The following is a 19,297-nucleotide window of genomic DNA, read 5'->3' on the forward strand; positions in this document are numbered from 1 at the left end:
CGCCGGCCGCGGCCGCGCGCGTGGCGGCCCTGACGCCACGCGAGCGGACCGTGCTGCGCGCCCTGGTGTCCGGGCAACCGAACAAGGTCATCGCCCACGAACTCGGCATCAGCCCCCGCACAGTGGAGGCGCACCGGGCCGCGGTCATGGAAAAGCTCGATGTGCGGAGCTTGGCCGAGGCGGTCCGCTTGGCTATGGCCGCGGGCCTCGACGACGGCCCCGAAGGGTGACGCGCGGCCCGGCGGGCTCCCCCATGCACGCGCGGCGAGGCCGGCGCCCGCGCGTCGAGCGCGGTTGTTCCGCCCGGAGGCTTCCGGGGAGCGCCGCGACCGGGCGGCCAGGACGCCGGGGCGCCCTCGCGTCGCCGTAGCAGCAGCAGCGCCCCCCCGCCCGGCTAAGCGGCGGCGGGGGGCTTGAGGCGCCTGCCGCGCCTCGTTGGCGCGGCAGGCGCCACCACGTCCACCGGCGCCGGCGCGTCCGCCGCCCCGTGTTCAGCACAGGGGTTGGAGGCGAGCCGCGCCGTGTTGCGAGGAAGGCAAGGTCGCGGCCAGGACGCCCTCCGCCGGTCCCACGCGCCACCATCGTGTGAGTTGAGTATCTTGGCTGCCGTCACCGCCCTTCCGCGCGGGCCCGGCCGCCGGGATGCTTGCGCCGCCGCACCGCGGCCGGTATAGCCGCCGCCTTCCGCGCGCCGGTGCTTGTGTGGGCATGCCCGGCCGCGGTCCCGCGCCTGCCGTCCGCAGGCGCTCCCCCGAAAGGAGTGCGAAATGCCCAAGCTGAAGACGAAGTCTTCCGTGAAGAAGCGATTCAAGCAGACCGCCACCGGCAAGGTGCTGGCCGGCCCCGGCTTCAAGCGCCACATGCTCCGCAACCGCTCGCAAAAGGCCAAGCGCCAGAACCGCGGCAGCCAAGTGCTGCGGCACCAGGACGGGCTGACCGTGCTGCAATGGGCGCCCTACGGGCTCTCGCGGTAAGAGGGGCTGACAGATGGCTCGCGTCAAACGGGGCGTCGTCGCCCACGCCCGGCACAAGAAGGTCCTCAAGCTCGCCAAGGGCTATGTCGGCCGGTCTTCCACCAACTACCGGATCGCCTTGGAGCGGGTCGAGAAGGCGCTGCAATACGCCTACCGCGACCGCCGCAACAAGAAGCGCGACTTCCGGGGCCTCTGGATCCAGCGCATCAACGCCGCGGCGCGGGAGCACGGGATGACCTATTCCCGCTTCATGGCCGGCATCAAGGCGGCGGGGATCGAGATGGACCGCAAGGTGATGGCCACCATCGCCTTCGACGACCCGCAATCCTTCGCGGCACTGGTGGAGAAGGCCAAGGCCGCCGCCCCGGCACAGCCCGAAGCGGCGCAACCCGCGGCGGCCTGACGCCGCAGCCCCTCCGCCGGACGACGACCGGGGGCCGCGCCGGACCGCCGGGGGATCATCCCCGGCGGGGGGCGCGGCCCTTCCCGTTCACGCAACAGGTGCCTGCCATATGCCGACCGATCTCGCCCCCCCTCCCGGCGACGACCTGGACGCGCTGCGGCGCGACGCGGTTTCCGAACTCGCCGCCGCCGCCGACCTCCGCGCCTGGGACGCGGCGCGCGTCGGCCTGCTCGGCAAGAGCGGGCGGCTGACGGCGCTGCTGAAGGGCCTCGGCGCGGCGCCGCCGGAGGAGCGCAAGGCGCGCGGCGCGGCGTTGAACCGGCTCAAGGGCGAGTTGGAGGCGGCCGTGGAGGCCCGCCGCGGCGAGTTGGAAGCGGCGGCGCTGGACGCGCGCTTGGCGTCCGAGCGACTGGACGTGACCCTTCCTCCCCGCCCCCACCCGCCGGCGGGCGCCGAGGCGGGCGGCGTCCACCCGATCAGCCGCACCGTCGAGGAGTTGACGGCGATCTTCGGCGCCATGGGCTTTTCGGTGGCCGAGGGGCCGGACATCGACAGCGACTGGCACAACTTCGGCGCCCTCAACATCCCGGAGCACCACCCGGCGCGGCAGGACCACGACACCTTCTACCTCCCCGCCTCCCCGGGCTCGAACGAGCGGCGGCCGGTGCTGCGCACCCACACCTCGCCGGTGCAGATACGGACGATGCTGTCGCAGGAGCCGCCGATCCGGGTGATCGTGCCCGGCCGCACCTTCCGCGCCGACCACGACGCGACGCACTCGCCGATGTTCCACCAAGTGGAGGGGCTGGTGATCGACCGGGCGATCACGCTCGGCCACCTGAAGGGCTGCCTGATCGACTTCCTCCGCGCCTTCTTCGGTATCGGCGACCTGCCGGTGCGGTTCCGCGCCAGCTACTTCCCGTTCACCGAGCCGTCGATGGAGGTGGACATCGGCTGGAGCCGGAAGACCGGCGAGCTGGGCAAGGGCGGGGATTGGCTGGAGATCCTGGGCAGCGGCATGGTCCACCCGCGCGTGCTGTCCAATTGCGGCATCGACCCGCGGGAGTGGCAGGGCTTCGCCTTCGGCATGGGCATCGAGCGCATCACCATGCTGAAGCACGGCATGAACGACCTTCGGCCGTTCTACGAGGGCGACTTCCGGTGGCTCAGGCACAACGCGTCGAGCCCGCTGGCGCCGCCCTCGCTCGCGGAGGGCGTGTGAGGTGAAGTTCCCGCTTTCCTGGCTCAAGGCGCATCTGGAGACGGACGCCCCGGTCGAGGACATCGCCGCGACGCTGAACCGCATCGGCCTGGAGGTCGAAGGCGTCGAGGACCGGGGCGCGGCGCTTGCCGCCTTCCGCATCGCGCGCGTGGTCGAGGCCGAACAGCACCCCAAAGCCGACCGGCTGCGGGCGCTGAAGGTCGATCCGGGCGACGGCAGCGGGCGCCTGCTCTCCGTGGTCTGCGGCGCGCCCAACGCGCGCGCCGGCATGAAGGGCGCGCTGGCGCTGCCGGGCGCGTTCATCCCGGGCACCGGGATCACACTCAAGAAGGGCGAGATCCGCGGCGTGGCGTCCGAAGCGATGATGCTTTCGGCGCGGGAGATGGGGCTCGGCGACGACCACACGGGCATCATCGACCTGCCGGACGACGCGCCGCTGGGCGGGAGCTACGCTGCGTGGGCGGGCCTCGACGACCCCGTCATCGAGATCAGCGTGACGCCGAACCGCGGCGACGCGCTTTCTGTACACGGCGTGGCGCGGGACCTGGCCGCGGCCGGCCTGGGGCGGTTGAAGCCGCTGCCTAGGCCCGAGGTGGCGCCCGCCTACCCTTCCCCGCTGCGCTGGGAGATCGCCGACCCGCGCGCCTGCGACTTCGTGCTCGGGCGCGCCGTCCGGGGGCTGCGGAACGGGCCTTCGCCGAAGTGGCTGCGGGATTGGCTGGTGGCGATCGGCCAGCGGCCGATCAACGCGCTGGTCGATGTCACCAACCTCTTCACCTTCGGACTCGGCCGGCCGCTGCACGTCTTCGACGTGGCGAAGGTGGAGGGGGCGACGCTCACCATGCGCATGGCGCGCGAGGGGGAGACCCTCCTGGCGCTGAACGGCAAGACCTACGCGCTGACGCCGGAGGACGGCATCATCGCCGACGCGGCGGGGCCGGAGGCGCTGGGCGGCATCATCGGCGGCGAGCATTCGGGCTGCGACGAGGGCACCACCGAATGCTTCATCGAGTGCGCGCTGTTCGACCCGGTGCGGATCGCGCTTTCCGGCCGTCGGCACGACGTGCGCACCGACGCGCGCGCCCGCTTCGAGCGCGGCGTCGATCCGGCCCTGCCGGCGCTCGCGCTCGACCTCGCCACGCAGACCATCATCCAGCTTTGCGGCGGCGAGGCGAGCGAGGTGGTCGGCGCCGGGACCGAGCCGCGGTGGCGGCGCGACGCTTCGCTCCGTTTCGAGCGGCTGGCCGGGCTCGGCGGCGCCGGGGACGTGGCGCCGGACGAGGCGGTGCGCATCCTGGAGCGGCTCGGCTTCGCGGCGGAGGCCCGCGACGCCGAGCGGGTGACGGTGGCCGTGCCGTCCTGGCGCAACGACGTGGCGGCGCCGATCCACTTGGCCCAGGCACCCGAACTGCCGCCGGAGCGGGCGCGCGCCGCGGCCGAGGGCTGCGCGGCCGTCGAGGCCGAGTGCGATCTGGTGGAGGAGGTGCTGCGCATCCGCGGCCTCGACCGGGTGCCCCCCGTGTCCCTGCCGGTCTCCTCGCCGGTGCCGCCGCCCTCCTTGTCGCCGAAGCAGGCGCGAACGGCGCTGGCGCGGCGGGTGCTGGGCGCGCGCGGGATGCTGGAGTGCGTCTCCTTCGCCTTTTTGGACAGCCGCGCGGCGGCGTTGTTCGGTGACACGCCGGAGGCGCTGCGGCTGGTGAACCCGATCGCGTCCGACCTCGACCAAATGCGGCCGACTCCCCTCGCCTCGCTCTTGCTGGCGGCGGCGCGCAACGCGGCGCGCGGCTTCCCGGACGCGGCGTTGTGCGAGGTCGGCGGCGGTTACGCCGACCCCTCGCCGGAAGGCCAAGGCTCGACCGCGGCGGGACTCCGCACCGGGCACACGCCGCGCCACTGGGCGGAGCCATCGCGCGCCGCGGACGCGATGGACGCCAAGGGCGACGCGCTGGCGGTGCTGGCGGCGCTCGGCGTGCCGATGGCGGCGCTGAACGTCACCGCCGACGCGCCGCCGCACTACCATCCGGGTCGCGGCGGCGTCGTGCGCCAGGGGCCGAAGACCGTGCTGGCGCGCTTCGGGGAGATCCACCCGCGCGTGGCGGCGGCGCTAGGGCTGCCCGGCCCGGCGGCAGGGTTTGAGGTGTTCCTGGACGCGGTGCCGGAGCCCAAGCGCCGCAAGCGCGGCGCCGCCGACCTGCCTGCCTTCCAGCCGGTGCGGCGCGATTTCGCCTTCCTGGTGGACGAGGGCGTGCCGGCCGAGGCGGTGCTGCGCGCGGCGCGCGGAGCGGACCGCGCGTTGATCGCGGACGTGGCGCTGTTCGACCGCTACGCCGGCGACAAGCTGCCGCCCGGCAAGGTGAGCCTGGCGGTGCAGGCCACGTTGCAGCCGCGCGAGGCGACCTTGACCGACGCGCAAATTGAATCTATATCGCAACGTATTGTCGCCGCCGTTGCCAAGGCCACGGGAGCGACCTTGCGGGCCTAGCGCCGTTGCCCCCCGGCGGCGCGCCCCGCGCCGCCCGGAGGACCGGCCGCCTTGCGCCGAGACACCCTGCAAGACGGCGTCGTCATCGACGATGACGGCTCCCGTTGGGACCCGAAGCTCGCCGTGGAGCTGGTCGGCAAGCGGGTGCTGGTCGGCATCACCGATCTGGCGCCGGACGGCTCGGTGCTCGGCCGGCGGGAGTTCTGCGGCCAAGCGATACGGGCGGACTGGCGGACGGGCATCGCGCTGCGCCTCGAAGGGGTGCGGGCCGGCGAGGAGGTGGTGCTGCCGCCGGACACCCGCGCGTTCCACCCCGCCGCGCCGGGCGAGTACCGGCTCCGCCAGACCGGCGAGGTGGTGAAGGACCCGGACTTCTTCACGACTTGGTCCCTCGGCGGCCGGGATAAGACCCAGGACCACTGACCGGGACGGCGGGGGCGGGAAGGTCACCGGCCGGCCGGCGCGTGGTGCCCCGGCCGCCGCCACCAGCCCTCGCTTGCTGTCCTCCAAAGCACAAGCCAAGCAGGAGCGTCCGGCGGCGGACCGGGTGGGGCGGGGCGATCGGCCGCCCGCCGTCCGCTCGACACGCCGCGCCCGGCAGCGCCATGGTGCCGCCCGGCCATGCGGGGCGGGAGGCGGCGATGGAAGCGTTGACATCGGGCGCGGCGGCGGCGGGCCGGCGCTCCTTGCTGGCCTTGGCGGCGGCGTCGGCTTCGGCGCCCGTCCTGGCCCAAGCACCTGGGCAGGCCGGGCCGGGCGAGCGTCGCTTCGAGACGCTGGCGCGCTTCACCACCCCGGCGGCGCGACAGGGCGTTTGCGCAGACGCCGACCACGTCTTCGTCGTGGACGACCGATTGATCGCGAAGTTCGACCGGCGCACCCAGGCCGAGGTCGCGCGCTTCGAAAGCCCGCGCGACGGCCCGATCATCCACATGAACAGCCTGAGCCTGCACGAAGGGCAGGTGCTGGTGGCGCATTCCAACTACCCCGAGGAGCCGATGCTCTCCAGCGTAGAGCGCTTCGACGCGGGGACCTTGCGCCACGCGGGCAGCCATTCCTTCGGGATCATGCCGGGCAGCCTCACCGCCTTCGAATGGCACGAGGGCGCTTGGTGGGCGGTGTGGGCCAACTACTCGCGCGTGTTCGGCCGCAACCAGCGGCCCTACGGCAACACGTGGTGGACGCACCTCGCCCGGCACGCGCCCGGCGACCTGCGCCAGACCGGCGGTTGGACCTTTCCGCCGGAGGTGCTGCGCCGGGCGGAGCCGATGTCGGTGTCCGGCGCGTCCTGGGGTCCGGACGGCCTGCTCTGGTGCACGGGCCACGACCACAAGGAAGTCTACGCGCTGCGGCTGCCGCGCATGGGCTCCGTCCTCGAACGGGTGCTCACGCTGCCGATCGAGGCCGAGGGCCAAGCGATCGCCTGGGACAAGTCGGCGCCGGACGTGCTGTGGCAGATCGTCCGCAGCCGCCGGGAGGTGGTGGCCCAGCGCCTCGTCGGGGGCTGACGTTTCCCCTGACCGGGTCGCCGGTCAAAAGCGGACCGGCGCCCTGAAGCAGCGTCGCGCCATCGCGCGCTCGACGGCCTCCAACTCGCCTTTGTGGAGGGCGATCCAGGAGCGGATGTCGTGCGTCCTCGCCGAATGGGCGGGATGCAGGAGATGCGTCCAGCCGACGGCGTCGTTCACCCGCTTGGCGCTCTGCTCGGTGGCGAGGTTCGCCAAACCGCGGTTCAGGCGCGCCATCTCGTGGCCCATCTCCGGGCAGGTGAGGTAGCCGTAGCGGCCCTCGTCCACAGCGGCGGGGGCGATCGACTCCGGCGTTTGGGCGCAGGCGCCCAGCGCCAAAGCCGCGGCGAGGGCGGCGGCCCGGAACGCGCCGGCCCCGTGCGGCCCCGCCCGACGGCGGGCGTCAGAAACGGGCGGCATGGAGGCACCTCCGGTTGGCGGCCTGCCGGGCGGCCGCGTGCTCGCCTTTCCGCAGCGCGATCTGGTGGCGGAGGTCGCCGCCCGACATGCTGGCGAGGGGCGCCAGGGCGAAGACGTAGCCGAGGGCGTCGTCGTTCCGGCTTTGCCGCTGCTCGACGTAGAGGTCGGCGAGGACGCGGTCGAGCCGCCCCACCTCGAAGCGCAGTTGCGCGCAGTCCCAGCCGAGGTACTGCGCTTCGCTCACCGGCGCGGCGGCCACCGTTTCCGGCGCCTGGGCGCAGCCGGAGGCCAGGAGCAGCGCCGCCCCCAGGCCGTGGAGAAAGCCTGTCCGTCTTCTCATTTCCGAATCGGCCTTTTGTCGCTTGCGTAACCAGCGGCATCGCAGCACAGACCCCACGTAACGACAATTGTCACTTCCGCGAGCGGCCGGGCGCGGGCGGGCGCCGCCCTTCCGTGCTTTGATTCGGTGCCCCGCTGCCTTATCTCCCTTGCGAACACAGGCCGGGAGCGCCGCCCCCTCCCCCGCGCCGCCGGAACCGCATGACCGACACCCCGCTCGCCCGCATCCGCAACTTCGCGATCATCGCCCACATCGACCACGGGAAATCCACCCTGGCCGACCGGCTGATCCAGGCCACCGGGGCGCTGACCGCCCGCGAGATGAAGGAGCAGGTGCTGGACAACATGGAGTTGGAGCGGGAGCGCGGCATCACCATCAAGGCGCAGACCGTCCGGCTCACCTACCCGGCGAAGGACGGGCAGACCTACGTCCTGAACCTGATGGACACGCCGGGGCACGTGGACTTCGCCTACGAGGTGTCGCGCTCGCTCGCCGCTTGCGAGGGCTCGTTGCTGGTGGTGGACGCCTCGCAGGGCGTGGAGGCGCAGACGCTGGCCAACGTGTACCAGGCGATCGACGCCGGGCACGAGATCGTCCCCGTGCTCAACAAGGTGGACCTGCCGGCGGCGGAGCCGGAGCGGGTTCGCCAGCAGATCGAGGACGTGATCGGGCTCGACGCCTCCGACGCGGTGGAGATCAGCGCCAAGACGGGGCTGAACATCGAGGGCGTGCTGGAGGCGCTGGTGCAGCGCCTGCCGCCGCCCAAAGGCGACCCGGACGCGCCGCTCAAGGCGCTGCTGGTCGATAGCTGGTACGACCCATATCTCGGCGTCGTCATCCTGGTGCGGGTCAAGGACGGTCGGATGCGCAAGGGGCAGCGCGTCCGCATGATGGCCAAGGGCCAGTCGCACACGGTGGAGCAGGTCGGCGTATTCGCGCCCAAGATGGTGCCGGTGGACAGCCTCGGGCCGGGCGAGATGGGCTTCATGACGGCGGCCATCAAGACAGTGGCGGACACCAACGTCGGCGACACCATCACCGACGACCGGCACCCGGCCGAAGCGGCGCTGCCGGGCTTCAAGCCTTCCATCCCGGTGGTCTGGTGCGGCCTGTACCCGATCGACGCCGACGACTTCGAGAAACTGCGCGATTCCCTCGGCAAGCTGCGGCTGAACGACAGCTCCTTCCACTACGAGGCGGAGACCAGCGCGGCGCTGGGCCTGGGCTACCGTTGCGGCTTCCTCGGGCTCCTCCACCTGGAGATCGTGCAGGAGCGCCTCGCGCGCGAGTTCGACCTCGACCTGATCGCCACCGCGCCGAGCGTGGTCTACAAGCTGCGCACGACCAAGGGCGAGGTGATCGAGCTGCACAACCCGGCGGACATGCCGGACCCGACGCTCATCGACGCCATAGAGGAGCCCTGGATCAAGGCCACGATCATGGTGCCGGACGACTATCTCGGCGCCGTGCTGACCTTGTGCAACGAGCGGCGCGGGCAGCAGGTGGAGCTGACCTATGTCGGCAACCGCGCCATGGCGGTGTACCGGCTGCCGCTGAACGAGGTGGTGTTCGACTTCTACGACCGCCTCAAGTCCGTCTCGCGCGGCTACGCCTCCTTCGACTACGCGATGGACGGCTACGACGAGGGCGACCTCGTCAAGATCTCCATCCTGGTGAACAACGAGCCGGTGGACGCGCTCTCCTTCATGGCGCACCGCTCCGCCGCCGAGCGCCGCGGGCGCGCGATCTGCGAGCGGCTGAAGGAGCTGATCCCGCGCCAGCTCTTCAAGATCCCGGTCCAGGCGGCGATCGGCGGCCGGGTGATCGCGCGGGAGACCATCTCGGCGCTGTCCAAGGACGTGACCGCCAAGTGCTACGGCGGCGACATCTCGCGCAAGCGCAAGCTCCTCGACAAGCAGAAGGAGGGTAAGAAGCGCATGCGGCAGTTCGGCAAGGTCGAAATCCCGCAGAGCGCCTTCATCGCGGCCCTCAAGATGGACGCCTGACCGGCGGGGCTTCCAGCGTGGAGGTTCGATCGAGCGTTCGGGAACGGGTTCCCGAAGCCGTCACAAAACCGTTTTGATGTCATGGTGAACTCGACCCGGCGAACCGGAAGGCTAGCCGCGCGTCCTGGCTGCACCGAGACCCCGGGGCCCCCGGCCGCGTCTTGACGCGGGCCGGGCTCCCCGGGCATCCGGCCGCACGCCGCCCGTGGTTCCGGCCACACAATGGAGGTTTCGCACCATGCCGCCCGTCGCCCGCCGCCCGTTGTTCGCGCTCGCCACCGGCGCGCTCGCCGCCCCCTGGATCGCGGGCGGCGCCCGTGCGCAGGGCAACTACCCCACCCGCACCGTCACGGTCATCGTCCCCTTCGCCGCCGGCGGGCCGACCGACACGGTGACGCGCCTCGTCGCCGAGGCGATGGGCCGTGACCTTGGCCAGACGGTGGTGGTGGAGAACGTGGGCGGCGCCGGCGGCACGCTGGGCGCGGCGCGCGTCGCGCAGGCCAGGCCGGACGGCCACACGCTGCTGCTGCACCACATCGGCATGGCGACGGCGCCCACCCTGTACCGCCGCCTCCCCTACGACCCGGTGAACGGCTTCGAGACCATCGGCCTCGTCACCGAGGTGCCGATGACGCTGGTGGCCAAGAAGGACTTCCCGGCCAACACGCTGGCCGAGGCGGTGGAGGTGATCAAGCGCGAGGGCGACAGGCTCAACTACGCCAACGCCGGCATCGGCGCGGCGAGCCACCTTTGCGGCCTGCTGCTGATGAAGGCGGTCGGCACCGCCATGACCACCGTGCCCTTCCGCGGCACCGGCCCGGCTGTCCAAGAGGTGCTGTCCGGCCGCATCGACCTGATGTGCGACCAGACCACCAACACCACCGAGCACATCAATGCCGGTTCGATGAAGGTGTTCAACGTCACCACCGCCGAGCGGGTGCAGTCCTTGCCGAACGTCCCGACCTCCAAGGAGGCCGGGCTGCCGGAGTTCGAGGTGTCGGTGTGGCACGGGCTGTACGCGCCGAAGGGCACGCCGGCCGAGATCCAGCAGCGGCTGTCCAAGGCGCTGCAAGCGGCGCTGCGCGACGAGAAGCTGGTGGCGCGCTTCGCCGACCTCGGCACCGCGCCGGTGGCGCAGGACCGGGCGACGCCGGACGCGCACCGCAAGTTCTGGCAGGCCGACATCGCCAAGTGGAAGCCGATCATCCAGGCGGCGGGGCAGTTCGCGGACTGAGCATGGGCGGGGCGGGCGGCGGCCGGCGTTGGGCGCCGGTCCCCGCCCCCGGCCTGCCAAACGGGTTGATGCTCTTCGACGGGGTGTGCCTGCTCTGCTCCGCCTGGGTGCGCTTCGTGGCGCGGCGCGGACCCGGCCATGCGGTTCCGCTTCGTCGCCATCCAGGACGCGGCCGGGCGGGATTTGGCCACGCGGCTGGGCATAAACACGGCGGAGCCGGAAACCAACGCCGTGACCCTCGGCGGCCGGGCGTTCTTCAAATCGGACGCGGCCTTTGGCGGCGCTGCGGCACCTGCCGGGCTGGCGGTGGACGGGTGCGCTGCGGGCGGTTGCCCTTGCCGAAGCGCCTCGCGCCGCGCGGCGAGGCGCGGGAGTCGGTGGACGCCGAAGGGCGTTTCCGGTTCGACGTGCCGGTGCGCCTGCCGCTGCCCGGGCGGATCGTGCGGTACAGCGGCTGGCTCGTGGCCGGGCCCGCGGGGCGACGGAGAAAGACGGAGCGCGGCACGCGGCCGCCGCGTCCCGGCGGTTCGAAGCGCGCCGTGCCACCGGCCCGAGCGATGTTGACCCGGATTGAGCCGGCGCCGCAAGGTAGGCATCGGTGTCCGGGCTGCCGCGGCGGAGCTTGGCGCGTGGGGGACCGCCATGCCTCTTTTGGATCCAGTTCCGGGCGCGCCCGCGCCCGCATCGGGTTGCGTGGAGCAGCGAAGCATCGCCGGATCGGGCGGCGACGCCCCGTGCCGCGGCGGCGCCCTCCCTTCAGACCGGCCGGCCGGGGCTGGGGCGTGGTCCGCCCCCGGCCTGCTCGGCGAGAACGGGCTCGCGGCGCCCGCCGACCTTCCCCTCGACGCCTATCCGGCCTTGGCGCAGCGAGGCGTCCTTACGTCGGAGTACCCCTACTCGGCCGTGGTCTTTTTGCACGCGGTGTTCCCCAACGGGGCATCCGCTTTCGGCACCGGTGTCATCGTGGGGCCCAACGACGTGCTCACGGCCGCGCACGTCGTCTACGCGCCGGCTTCGGGCGGCTATCCCACGTCCTTGGTCGCGGTGCCCGCATACATCTCGGCGCTCGGCTGGGAAGGCAGCCCCTTCGGCTTTTCCACAGCGGCGGTCACCATCGCCGACACCGGTTTCGATCCCGACGACGACGGGATCATCCGCGCCGGCAACGGCGGCCCCGGCCTCGAGGGAAGCGAGCGGGACATCGCCTTGCTCACCTTGAACAAGCCACTCGGCTACAGGACCGGGTGGATGGACCTGGACCCGACCTTCAAGCAGGGCTTCGCCCATCTGACGGGCTATCCTGGCGTCTACGGCCGCACCCTCACCGACGATGTGGCTTTGGCGTACGACGCCCCGAACGACTCCTTCACCTACATCACTTGGTTCGAGGCGCACCGTGGCAACTCCGGCGGCCCGGTGTGGCACTACGGCCCCAGCGGCAGGCCGTCTGTGGTCGGGCTCGTGTCTTCGGGCGATCCGAACGCCGGCAGAGGGGTCGCGGCTTTCGACATCGCCAACAGCTACGACAACATCCTCTACTGGATGGCTTCGAACGATCATTTGCTGGCCTGACCGGGCGCGGCCCCCGGCATCCGCGCGGCGGCTCGATGCCGGGTTTCGCTCCCTTGTTCCGCGGCGGCGCCCCGTGCCAGCCTGCGCCGGCACGGAGGAGGGACGCCCCATGCCGCAGCGTCGGGAAGCCTTGGGCAGCGTCGCGCTCGGCTCGGCCGCCCTTCTCGGCGTCAAGCCGGCGCGGGCGCAGCCGGCACCGCCGGCCGACGCCCCGCCGCGGCAGCACCGGGTCCGCGCGCCGGACGGCGTCGAGGTCGCCGCCTACGAGCACGGCAACCCGCAAGGGCCGGCCATCCTGTTCGTCCACGGCTACATGCAGGCGGCGCTGTCGTGGGACCGGCAGACGCGCGACCCGGGGCTCGCGCGCGAGTTCCGCATGGTGGCCTACGACATCCGCGGCCACGGGATGAGCGGCAAGCCCGAGGGCGACGCGTTCTACAAGCCGGGCAAGGCGTGGGCGGACGAGGTCGGAGCGGTGATCGACGCCCTCGGGCTGCGACGGCCGGTGTTGGTGGGCTGGTCCTACGGCGGGCGGATCATGGGCGACTACATCGCGGAGCACGGGGCGGGCTCGCTCTCCGCCATGAACTGGGTGGGTGCGACCTCCTCTGCGGCGGACCCGTCGCGATTCGGGCGAGGTGGGCGGCACAACGGGCCGAACGGCGGGGCCAGCGCCGATCCGGCGACGGCCATCCGCGCCACGGTCGCCTTCCTGCGCGACTGCTTCGAGGTCCAGCCCTCGGCGAGCGACTTCGAGACCATGCTGGCCTTCAACATGATGGTGCCGCGGCACGTGCGGCTGGCGCTCCAGGGGCGGCCGATGGACATCGACGCGAAGCTGCGGGCGCTGTCGCTGCCTACGCTCGTCACCCACGGCGACCAGGACAAGCTCGTGCTGGCGTCGATGGGCCGCCACACCGCCGCGACCGTGCCGGGCGCCCGGCTTTCGGTGTACGAGAACATCGGCCACGCGCCGTTCTGGGAGGACGCGCCGCGCTTCAACCGCGAACTGGCGGCGCTGGCGCGGTCGGCGGCGCGGTAGGGGGACGACCGATGGACACGCACGCCAACGCCTTTGACCGCGCTGCCGAGTCGCTCGGCAACGCCGTCGAGCTGCAGCACGTGAACCTGCGCGTCCCGGACCAGCAGGCGGCGACGGCCTTCTACATCAGCGGGCTCGGGCTGACGCGCGACCCGTTCCTGATGACGGGCACGGACAACATGTGGGCCAACGCCGGGGCGAGCCAGTTCCACCTGCCCACCGGAGCGCCGCAGGTGCTGCGCGGCACGACGGGCCTCGTGGTGCCGAACCGGGCGCAGTTGCTCGACCGGCTGGCGAAGGTCCGCGGCCAGCTCGAAGGCACGCGCTTCGCCTTCGCGGAGACCGGGGACGGCGCGGAGGCGACCTGCCCCTGGGGCAACCGCATCCGCTGCCACGCGCCGGACCGGGCTCGGTTCGGGCCGGTCACGCTCGGCATCCCTTACGTCGAGTTCGACGTGTCGCCCGGCGCCGTGGGAGGCATCGCGCGCTTCTACAACGAGATCCTCGGCGTCCGGGCTTGGACGGAGGGCGCCGGCACGGCGCGGGCGCTGGTGGCGAAGAACCAGCATCTGGTGTTTCGGGAAACGGACCGGCCGCGCCCGCCCTTCGACGGCCACCACGTCCAGATCGCGCTGGCGGATTTCGGCGGGCCCTACACCAAGCTGCGGAAGCGCGGGCTGGTCTCGCGCGAGGACAGCCAGTGGCAGTACCGCTTCCGCGACATCGTGGACCCGGACACGGGCGCGATGCTGTTCACGGTGGAGCACGAGGTCCGCAGCATGACGCACCCGATGTTCGGCCGGCCGCTGGTCAACCGCAACGCCGCGCTGAACAACCGCAACTACGCCGCCGGGCACGAGGGCTGGGCCTGGACGATGCCGCCGGGCTGAAGGCGCCGCGGCAGGGCTTTGGCCGCGGGTTCCTCGCCGCGGACTCGACCGGTCCCGGACGGATTCCGCCTTGCCGCCTCGCGGCCGCCGTTCTTGCCCCGGCGGTGCCGGCGGGCTACCGGCTCGGCGTGTCCACCGAGCCTCCGCGCGCTGCGCCGCCCCCGCCCTTGCGGACCGCGGATTTCGACTTCGCCCTCCCGGATGCGCTGATCGCGCAACGACCGGCCCGCCCGCGCGACTCCGCCCGGCTCCTGGTGGTGCGGCCGGACGGGTTGGACGACCGGATCGCGCGGGAGTTGCCGGGGCTGTTCCGCCCCGGGGACGTGCTGGTGGTCAACGACACGCGGGTGATCCCGGCGCGGTTGCGCGCGCGGCGCGGCGACGCCGCCGTGGAGATCCTCCTCAACCGCCCCGCCGAGGGAGGCGGCTGGCACGCGCTGGTGCGGAACGCGCGCCGCTTGCGCGAAGGCGACGCCTTGGCGGTGGAGCGCGCGCCGGGCCTCCCGGTCCAGGTGCTCCGCCGCCTGGAGGACGGCGGCGTTCTGCTCGATCTCGGCCCGGACCCCGACGCGGTCTTTTCGGCGCTCGAGCGGGCCGGCGAGGTGCCGTTGCCTCCCTACATCGCCCGCCCGGACGGGCCGTTGCCCGAGGACCGCGAGGACTACCAAGCGATCTTCGCGCGCCGCCCCGGCGCCGTGGCGGCGCCCACCGCCAGCCTGCACTTCACCGAGGCGATGCTGGCCGCGCTCGACGCCAGGGGGGTGCGGCGCGCCGCCGTGACGCTCCACGTCGGCGCCGGCACCTTCCTGCCGCTCCGGGGCGAGGACCCGCGCGCCCAGCGCCTCCACGCCGAATGGGGAGAGGTGTCGCCCGAGGCCGCCGCGCTCATCAACGAGACACGGCCGGCGGGCGGCCGCATCGTGGCGATCGGCACCACCGCGCTCCGCCTCCTTGAAACGGCGGCGCTCGGTGGCGATTCATGGCAGCGGCCGGTGCGTCCGTTCCGCGGGCTGACCGACCTCTTCCTCCTGCCCGGCCACCGCTTCCGCTCCGCCGACGCCCTGATGACCAACTTCCACTTGCCCAAGAGCACGCTGTTCATGCTCGTCTGCGCCTTCGCCGGGACGGGACGGATGCGCGCGGCCTACGCCCACGCGATCGCGGAAGGTTACCGCTTCTACAGCTACGGCGACGCCAGCCTGATCTTCCGCGAGGAGGCGCCGTGACCCTGCGCTGGACCCTCGAAGCGCGGGACGGCGAGGCGCGCGCCGGCGTGCTCCGCACGGCGCACGGGCCGGTGGAAACGCCGGTGTTCATGCCCGTCGGAACGGCCGGCACGGTGAAGGCGATGACCGCCGACGCGGTGCGCTCCACCGGCGCGCGGCTGGTGCTCGGCAACACCTACCACCTGATGCTCCGGCCCGGGGCCGAGCGGGTCGAGGCGCTCGGCGGGCTGCACCGGATGATGGATTGGCACGGTCCCATCCTGACCGATTCCGGCGGCTACCAAGTCATGTCGCTGGCCGCGCTTCGGAGCATGGACGAGGACGGCGTCACCTTCCGCAGCCACATCGACGGCACCAAGCACCGCCTGACGCCGGAGCGCAGCGTCGCCATCCAGCGCCAACTCGGCGCCGACGTGACCATGTGCTTCGACGAGTGCACGCCCTTTCCGGCGACCGAGGCCGAGGCGGCGAAGTCCATGCGCCTCTCCATGCGCTGGGCCGCGCGCTGCCGCGAGGCCTTCGCGCCGCTCGACGGCCACGGCCTGTTCGGCATCGTGCAGGGCGGCGTGTACCCGGCGCTGCGGGAGGAGAGCGTGGGGGCGCTGACCGGCATCGGCTTCGAGGGCTACGCGGTGGGCGGCCTCGCAGTCGGCGAGGGCCAGGACGCGATGTTCGGCGTGCTCGACCGCACCGTGCCGCTGCTGCCCGCCGACAAGCCGCGCTACCTCATGGGCGTCGGCACGCCGGCCGACATCCTGGGCGCTGTCCGCCGCGGCGTGGACATGTTCGACTGCGTCATCCCCACGCGCTCCGGCCGCACCGGCCGCGCCTACACCAGCCGCGGCGTGCTCAACCTCCGCAACGCGCGCCACGCCGACGACCCGCGCCCGCTCGACCCGGCCTGCCCCTGCCCCGCCTGCGCTCGCCACTCCCGCGCTTACCTCCACCACCTGATCCGGGCGGACGAGATGCTCGGCCCGATGCTGCTGACCTGGCACAACGTGCGGTACTACCAGGACCTGATGCGCGGCCTCCGAGGCGCCATATGCGAAGGGAGTTTCGGGGCGCACGCGGCGGCGCTGGAAGCCGGCTGGCGCGCGGGCGACGACGCGCCGCCGGACGACGCGGCCGCCGAGAGCCTCGCCGAAGACCGCGAGATGGCGCCATGAGCGGCAATCCGAAGACCGACACCTCCGCCCTCACCCAGCTCGGCCGTCCGGTCGGCGTGCCGGCCTCGCCGGAGGACGCGGTGCTGGAGCGCGTGCCCAACCCGCACCCGGGCGTGCCCTACTGCGTTCGCTTCACGGCGCCCGAGTTCACCAGCCTCTGCCCCCTCACCGCCCAGCCGGACTTCGCGCACCTCGTCATCGACTACGTGCCCGCCGAGTGGTTGGTGGAGAGCAAGTCGCTCAAGCTCTACCTGACTTCGTTCCGCAACCACGGCGCGTTCCACGAGGCCTGCACGGTGGGCATCGCGCGGCGTTTGGAAGCTGAGCTGTCGCCGGTGTGGCTGCGCATCGGCGGCTACTGGTACCCGCGCGGCGGCATCCCGATCGACGTGTTCTACCAAAGCGGCAAGCCGCCCGCCGGTGTGTGGGTACCGCCGCAAGAGGTGCAACCCTACCGTGGCCGCGGCTGACGCCCCCTTCGACGCCGAGGCCGCAAAGGCGGAGATCCGCGTGGAGGCGCTCGCGCTGGGCTTCGACGCGGTGGGCTTCACCGAGGCGCACCTGCCGGATGAGACCCGCGAGCGGCTGGACCGCTTCCTCGCGGACGGGATGCACGGCGGGATGGGGTGGATGGCGAACCGCGCCGAGCAGCGCGGGCATCCGCGCTCCTTGTGGCCGGAGGCGGTCAGCGCCATCAGCCTCGGTATGTCCTACGCGCCGGATGGCGACCCGCTCGCCAACCTCGCGCGACCGGACCGCGGCAGCATCAGCGTGTACGCGCGGAACCGCGATTACCACGACTTGATCAAGAAGCGCCTCAAGGCGCTCGGCCGCTGGATGGCGCAGCGCTGGCGCGGCACCGACCTGAAGGTGTTCGTGGACACCGCGCCGGTGATGGAGAAGCCGCTGGCGGAGCGCGCCGGACTCGGCTGGCAGGGCAAGCACACCAACCTCGTGTCGCGCCGCCACGGCTCTTGGCTGTTCCTTGGCGAGATACTTTGCACCCTGGAGCTGCCGCCCGACCCGCCGGAAGCCGACCATTGCGGCTCCTGCCGGCGCTGCCTGTCCATCTGCCCGACGGACGCCTTTCCGGCGCCACGCCGCCTCGATGCGCGGCGGTGCATAAGCTACCTGACCATCGAGCACGCCGGGCCGATCCCGGAGGAGTTCCGCGCGCCAATGGGCAACCGCATCTACGGTTGCGACGATTGCCTCGCCGTCTGCCCTTGGAACAAGTTCGCCCAGGCGCACAGCGAGCCGGCCTTCGCGCCGCGTTCCGAACTGGACGCGCCGCGCTTGGCCGAGTTGGCGGCGCTGGAAGACGCGGCCTTCCGCGCCCTGTTCTCCGGCAGCCCGGTGAAGCGCATCGGCCGCGACCGCTTCGTGCGCAACGTGCTGGTCGCCATCGGCAACTCCGGCGACCCCGCGCTGCGCGCCACGGCGCAGGAGCACGCGGAGGAGCCGGACCCGGTGGTGGCCGAAGCAGCGCGTTGGGCCGCCGGGAGGCTCGCCCCCGCATGAGCGAAGGCGCGATCGTGCTGTTCAGCGGCGGCCAGGACTCCGCGACCTGCCTCGCCTGGGCGCTGCGCCGCTTCGCCCGTGTGGAGACGGTGGGATTCGCCTACGGCCAGCGGCACGGCGTGGAGCTGGACTGCGCCGCCGCCTTCCGCGCCCGCCTGCCCGCGCTGCTGCCCGACGTGGCGCACCGGCTGGGCGACGCGCACACCCTGCCGCTGGAGGCGCTCGGCGCCCTGTCCGACACCGCCCTGACCCGGGAGGCGGAGATCGCCATGCGCGGCGACGGGCTGCCCAACACCTTCGTGCCCGGCCGCAACCTGGTTTTCCTGACCTTCGCCGCCGCCCTCGCCTACCGGCGCGGCCTCCGGCACCTCGTCGCCGGCATGTGCGAGACGGATTACTCCGGCTACCCGGACTGCCGCGACGACACGATCAAGGCGGTGCAGGTGGCGTTGAACCTCGGGATGCAGCGGCGCTTCGTCATCCACACGCCCTTGATGTGGCGGGACAAGGCCGAAACCTGGCGATTGGCCGAGGAACTCGGGGGCGCCGCGCTGTTGGGCGCCATCGCCGAGGAGACGCATAGCTGCTACCTCGGCGACCGCGCGCAGCGCCACCCATGGGGCTTCGGCTGCGGCGCCTGCCCGGCCTGCGGGTTGCGCGCCCGAGGGTGGGACGCCTACAGCGCCGGCCGCCCGGACAAGGACGAAGAATGACACCGCCCGCCAGGGGCCGCGCCGAAGGCTTCCTGTTCCTCCTCGGCTTCGGCCTCTGCATTCCCGCGGCCAACTGGCTGATCGGCAACGTCGGCACCGCTTGCGTGCCCGGCGGCGGCCCGTGCCTGATCCCGGTCGCGCCCGGCCTGATGGCGCCCTCCGGCGTGCTGATGGTCGGGCTGGCCTTGGTGCTGCGCGACGTGGTGCAGCGCCGCCTCGGCCTGGGCTGGGCGGGCGCCGCCGTGCTGGCCGGGGCCGCCCTGTCCGCCCTGCTGGCTCCGCACGCGCTGGTGGTCGCCTCGGCCGCTGCCTTCCTGGTGAGCGAAGCGGCGGACCTCGCCGTCTACACGCCGCTGCAACGCCGCGGGCTGGTCCTCGCCGTGGCGCTCAGCGGCGTGGTGGGGCTGGTGCTCGACAGCGTGGTGTTCCTGCTGCTCGCCTTCGGCAGCCTCGAATACGTCGCCGGGCAGGTGGTCGGGAAGCTGTGGATGGTGCTCGCGTCCCTGCCGCTGGTGGCGTGGCTGCGGCGACGGGACGAGAGGCTCGGCTTGCGGCCTGCTTGAAAAAAGGCGGAA

20 protein-coding genes and 1 pseudogene are annotated in these 19,297 nt (G+C 72.7%); 19 read left to right on the forward strand and 2 right to left on the reverse strand.

What is annotated here, in order from left to right; all coding sequences use genetic code 11:
- The 7 genes from ABD067_RS16455 to ABD067_RS16485 all read left to right on the forward strand — a co-directional run.
- A partial coding sequence (locus tag ABD067_RS16455; RefSeq protein WP_343896437.1) for a response regulator transcription factor occupies positions 1-230 on the forward strand: 230 nt, incomplete at its 5' end.
- A 537-nt stretch (positions 231-767) separates the two neighbouring features.
- Positions 768-974 (forward strand): 50S ribosomal protein L35, encoded by a 207-nt coding sequence (gene rpmI, locus ABD067_RS16460; protein ID WP_343896438.1) that lies wholly within the window; start codon positions 768-770, stop codon positions 972-974.
- Positions 975-987: 13 nt separating this feature from the next.
- Positions 988-1,377, forward strand: a complete 390-nt coding sequence (gene rplT / locus ABD067_RS16465) for a 50S ribosomal protein L20 (RefSeq protein WP_343896439.1) — start codon at positions 988-990, stop codon at positions 1,375-1,377.
- A gap of 109 nt (positions 1,378-1,486) precedes the next feature.
- The gene (pheS, locus tag ABD067_RS16470) at positions 1,487-2,599 is read left to right on the forward strand and encodes a phenylalanine--tRNA ligase subunit alpha (RefSeq protein ID WP_343896440.1); all 1,113 of its coding nucleotides are present in this window, start codon (positions 1,487-1,489) and stop codon (positions 2,597-2,599) included.
- A gap of 1 nt (position 2,600) precedes the next feature.
- Positions 2,601-5,081, forward strand: coding sequence for a phenylalanine--tRNA ligase subunit beta (pheT, locus tag ABD067_RS16475; RefSeq protein WP_343896441.1), 2,481 nt, complete (start codon positions 2,601-2,603; stop codon positions 5,079-5,081).
- A gap of 51 nt (positions 5,082-5,132) precedes the next feature.
- Complete coding sequence (locus ABD067_RS16480; protein ID WP_343896442.1) at positions 5,133-5,504, forward strand: hypothetical protein; 372 nt, start codon at positions 5,133-5,135, stop codon at positions 5,502-5,504.
- A gap of 218 nt (positions 5,505-5,722) precedes the next feature.
- Positions 5,723-6,589 carry a hypothetical protein gene (locus ABD067_RS16485; RefSeq protein WP_343896443.1) on the forward strand — a complete coding sequence of 289 codons (867 nt, stop codon included), beginning with the start codon at positions 5,723-5,725 and terminating at the stop codon, positions 6,587-6,589.
- A 24-nt stretch (positions 6,590-6,613) separates the two neighbouring features.
- On the opposite strand, the gene ABD067_RS16490 is transcribed toward ABD067_RS16485, so the two are convergent.
- Positions 6,614-7,009, reverse strand: a complete 396-nt coding sequence (locus tag ABD067_RS16490; RefSeq protein ID WP_343896444.1) for a hypothetical protein — start codon at positions 7,007-7,009, stop codon at positions 6,614-6,616.
- On the reverse strand, positions 6,993-7,349 hold the full coding sequence (locus tag ABD067_RS16495; RefSeq protein WP_343896445.1) for a hypothetical protein: 357 nt from the start codon (positions 7,347-7,349) through the stop codon (positions 6,993-6,995). Before ABD067_RS16495 ends, ABD067_RS16490 begins: the two co-directional genes overlap by 17 nt.
- A gap of 200 nt (positions 7,350-7,549) precedes the next feature.
- On the opposite strand from ABD067_RS16495, the gene lepA reads away from it, so the two are divergent.
- From lepA to ABD067_RS16550, 12 genes and pseudogenes are all read left to right on the forward strand, one after another.
- Entirely contained in the window at positions 7,550-9,355 is a 1,806-nt protein-coding gene (gene lepA, locus ABD067_RS16500) for a translation elongation factor 4 (protein ID WP_343896446.1), read from the forward strand.
- 238 nt (positions 9,356-9,593) lie between these two features.
- Positions 9,594-10,589 (forward strand): tripartite tricarboxylate transporter substrate-binding protein, encoded by a 996-nt coding sequence (locus ABD067_RS16505; protein WP_343896447.1) that lies wholly within the window; start codon positions 9,594-9,596, stop codon positions 10,587-10,589.
- Positions 10,590-10,657: 68 nt separating this feature from the next.
- Positions 10,658-11,038, forward strand: a pseudogene (locus ABD067_RS26465) (DUF4166 domain-containing protein); the annotation flags it as partial.
- Positions 11,039-11,159: 121 nt separating this feature from the next.
- Positions 11,160-12,161 (forward strand): trypsin-like serine peptidase, encoded by a 1,002-nt coding sequence (locus ABD067_RS16510; RefSeq protein WP_343896448.1) that lies wholly within the window; start codon positions 11,160-11,162, stop codon positions 12,159-12,161.
- Between the two features lie 109 nt (positions 12,162-12,270).
- On the forward strand, positions 12,271-13,203 hold the full coding sequence (locus ABD067_RS16515; protein ID WP_343896449.1) for an alpha/beta fold hydrolase: 933 nt from the start codon (positions 12,271-12,273) through the stop codon (positions 13,201-13,203).
- An 11-nt stretch (positions 13,204-13,214) separates the two neighbouring features.
- Positions 13,215-14,093 (forward strand): VOC family protein, encoded by an 879-nt coding sequence (locus ABD067_RS16520; protein WP_343896450.1) that lies wholly within the window; start codon positions 13,215-13,217, stop codon positions 14,091-14,093.
- 167 nt (positions 14,094-14,260) lie between these two features.
- Entirely contained in the window at positions 14,261-15,319 is a 1,059-nt protein-coding gene (queA, locus tag ABD067_RS16525) for a tRNA preQ1(34) S-adenosylmethionine ribosyltransferase-isomerase QueA (RefSeq protein ID WP_343896489.1), read from the forward strand.
- Positions 15,316-16,488: a tRNA guanosine(34) transglycosylase Tgt gene (gene tgt, locus ABD067_RS16530; RefSeq protein ID WP_343896451.1), complete on the forward strand. Its 1,173-nt coding sequence runs from the start codon at positions 15,316-15,318 to the stop codon at positions 16,486-16,488. The genes queA and tgt overlap by 4 nt, the downstream gene beginning before the upstream one ends.
- Positions 16,485-16,958, forward strand: a complete 474-nt coding sequence (gene queF / locus ABD067_RS16535; RefSeq protein WP_343896452.1) for a preQ(1) synthase — start codon at positions 16,485-16,487, stop codon at positions 16,956-16,958. The genes tgt and queF overlap by 4 nt, the downstream gene beginning before the upstream one ends.
- A complete protein-coding gene (gene queG / locus ABD067_RS16540) occupies positions 16,945-18,009 on the forward strand; it encodes a tRNA epoxyqueuosine(34) reductase QueG (protein WP_343896453.1) in 1,065 nt (354 codons plus the stop codon). The genes queF and queG overlap by 14 nt, the downstream gene beginning before the upstream one ends.
- Positions 18,006-18,722, forward strand: coding sequence for a 7-cyano-7-deazaguanine synthase QueC (gene queC, locus ABD067_RS16545; RefSeq protein ID WP_343896454.1), 717 nt, complete (start codon positions 18,006-18,008; stop codon positions 18,720-18,722). Before queG ends, queC begins: the two co-directional genes overlap by 4 nt.
- The gene (locus tag ABD067_RS16550; RefSeq protein ID WP_343896455.1) at positions 18,719-19,285 is read left to right on the forward strand and encodes a VUT family protein; all 567 of its coding nucleotides are present in this window, start codon (positions 18,719-18,721) and stop codon (positions 19,283-19,285) included. The genes queC and ABD067_RS16550 overlap by 4 nt, the downstream gene beginning before the upstream one ends.
- The last annotated feature ends 12 nt before the right edge of the window (positions 19,286-19,297 follow it).

Origin of the sequence: Craurococcus roseus, from assembly GCF_039523795.1 — a bacterium.
In the GTDB taxonomy this organism is placed as follows: Bacteria; Pseudomonadota; Alphaproteobacteria; order Acetobacterales; family Acetobacteraceae; genus Craurococcus; species Craurococcus roseus.

Excerpts from the sequence above, each read along its gene's own strand:
- rpmI (WP_343896438.1), top strand. The coding sequence starts at position 768 with ATGCCCAAGCTGAAGACGAAGTCTTCCGTGAAGAAGCGATTCAAGCAG.
- rplT (WP_343896439.1), top strand. The coding sequence starts at position 988 with ATGGCTCGCGTCAAACGGGGCGTCGTCGCCCACGCCCGGCACAAGAAG.
- pheS (WP_343896440.1), top strand. The coding sequence starts at position 1,487 with ATGCCGACCGATCTCGCCCCCCCTCCCGGCGACGACCTGGACGCGCTG.
- ABD067_RS16485 (WP_343896443.1), top strand. The coding sequence starts at position 5,723 with ATGGAAGCGTTGACATCGGGCGCGGCGGCGGCGGGCCGGCGCTCCTTG.
- ABD067_RS16490 (WP_343896444.1), bottom strand. The coding sequence starts at position 7,009 with ATGCCGCCCGTTTCTGACGCCCGCCGTCGGGCGGGGCCGCACGGGGCC.
- ABD067_RS16495 (WP_343896445.1), bottom strand. The coding sequence starts at position 7,349 with ATGAGAAGACGGACAGGCTTTCTCCACGGCCTGGGGGCGGCGCTGCTC.
- lepA (WP_343896446.1), top strand. The coding sequence starts at position 7,550 with ATGACCGACACCCCGCTCGCCCGCATCCGCAACTTCGCGATCATCGCC.
- ABD067_RS16505 (WP_343896447.1), top strand. The coding sequence starts at position 9,594 with ATGCCGCCCGTCGCCCGCCGCCCGTTGTTCGCGCTCGCCACCGGCGCG.
- ABD067_RS16515 (WP_343896449.1), top strand. The coding sequence starts at position 12,271 with ATGCCGCAGCGTCGGGAAGCCTTGGGCAGCGTCGCGCTCGGCTCGGCC.
- ABD067_RS16520 (WP_343896450.1), top strand. The coding sequence starts at position 13,215 with ATGGACACGCACGCCAACGCCTTTGACCGCGCTGCCGAGTCGCTCGGC.
- queF (WP_343896452.1), top strand. The coding sequence starts at position 16,485 with ATGAGCGGCAATCCGAAGACCGACACCTCCGCCCTCACCCAGCTCGGC.
- queC (WP_343896454.1), top strand. The coding sequence starts at position 18,006 with ATGAGCGAAGGCGCGATCGTGCTGTTCAGCGGCGGCCAGGACTCCGCG.
- ABD067_RS16550 (WP_343896455.1), top strand. The coding sequence starts at position 18,719 with ATGACACCGCCCGCCAGGGGCCGCGCCGAAGGCTTCCTGTTCCTCCTC.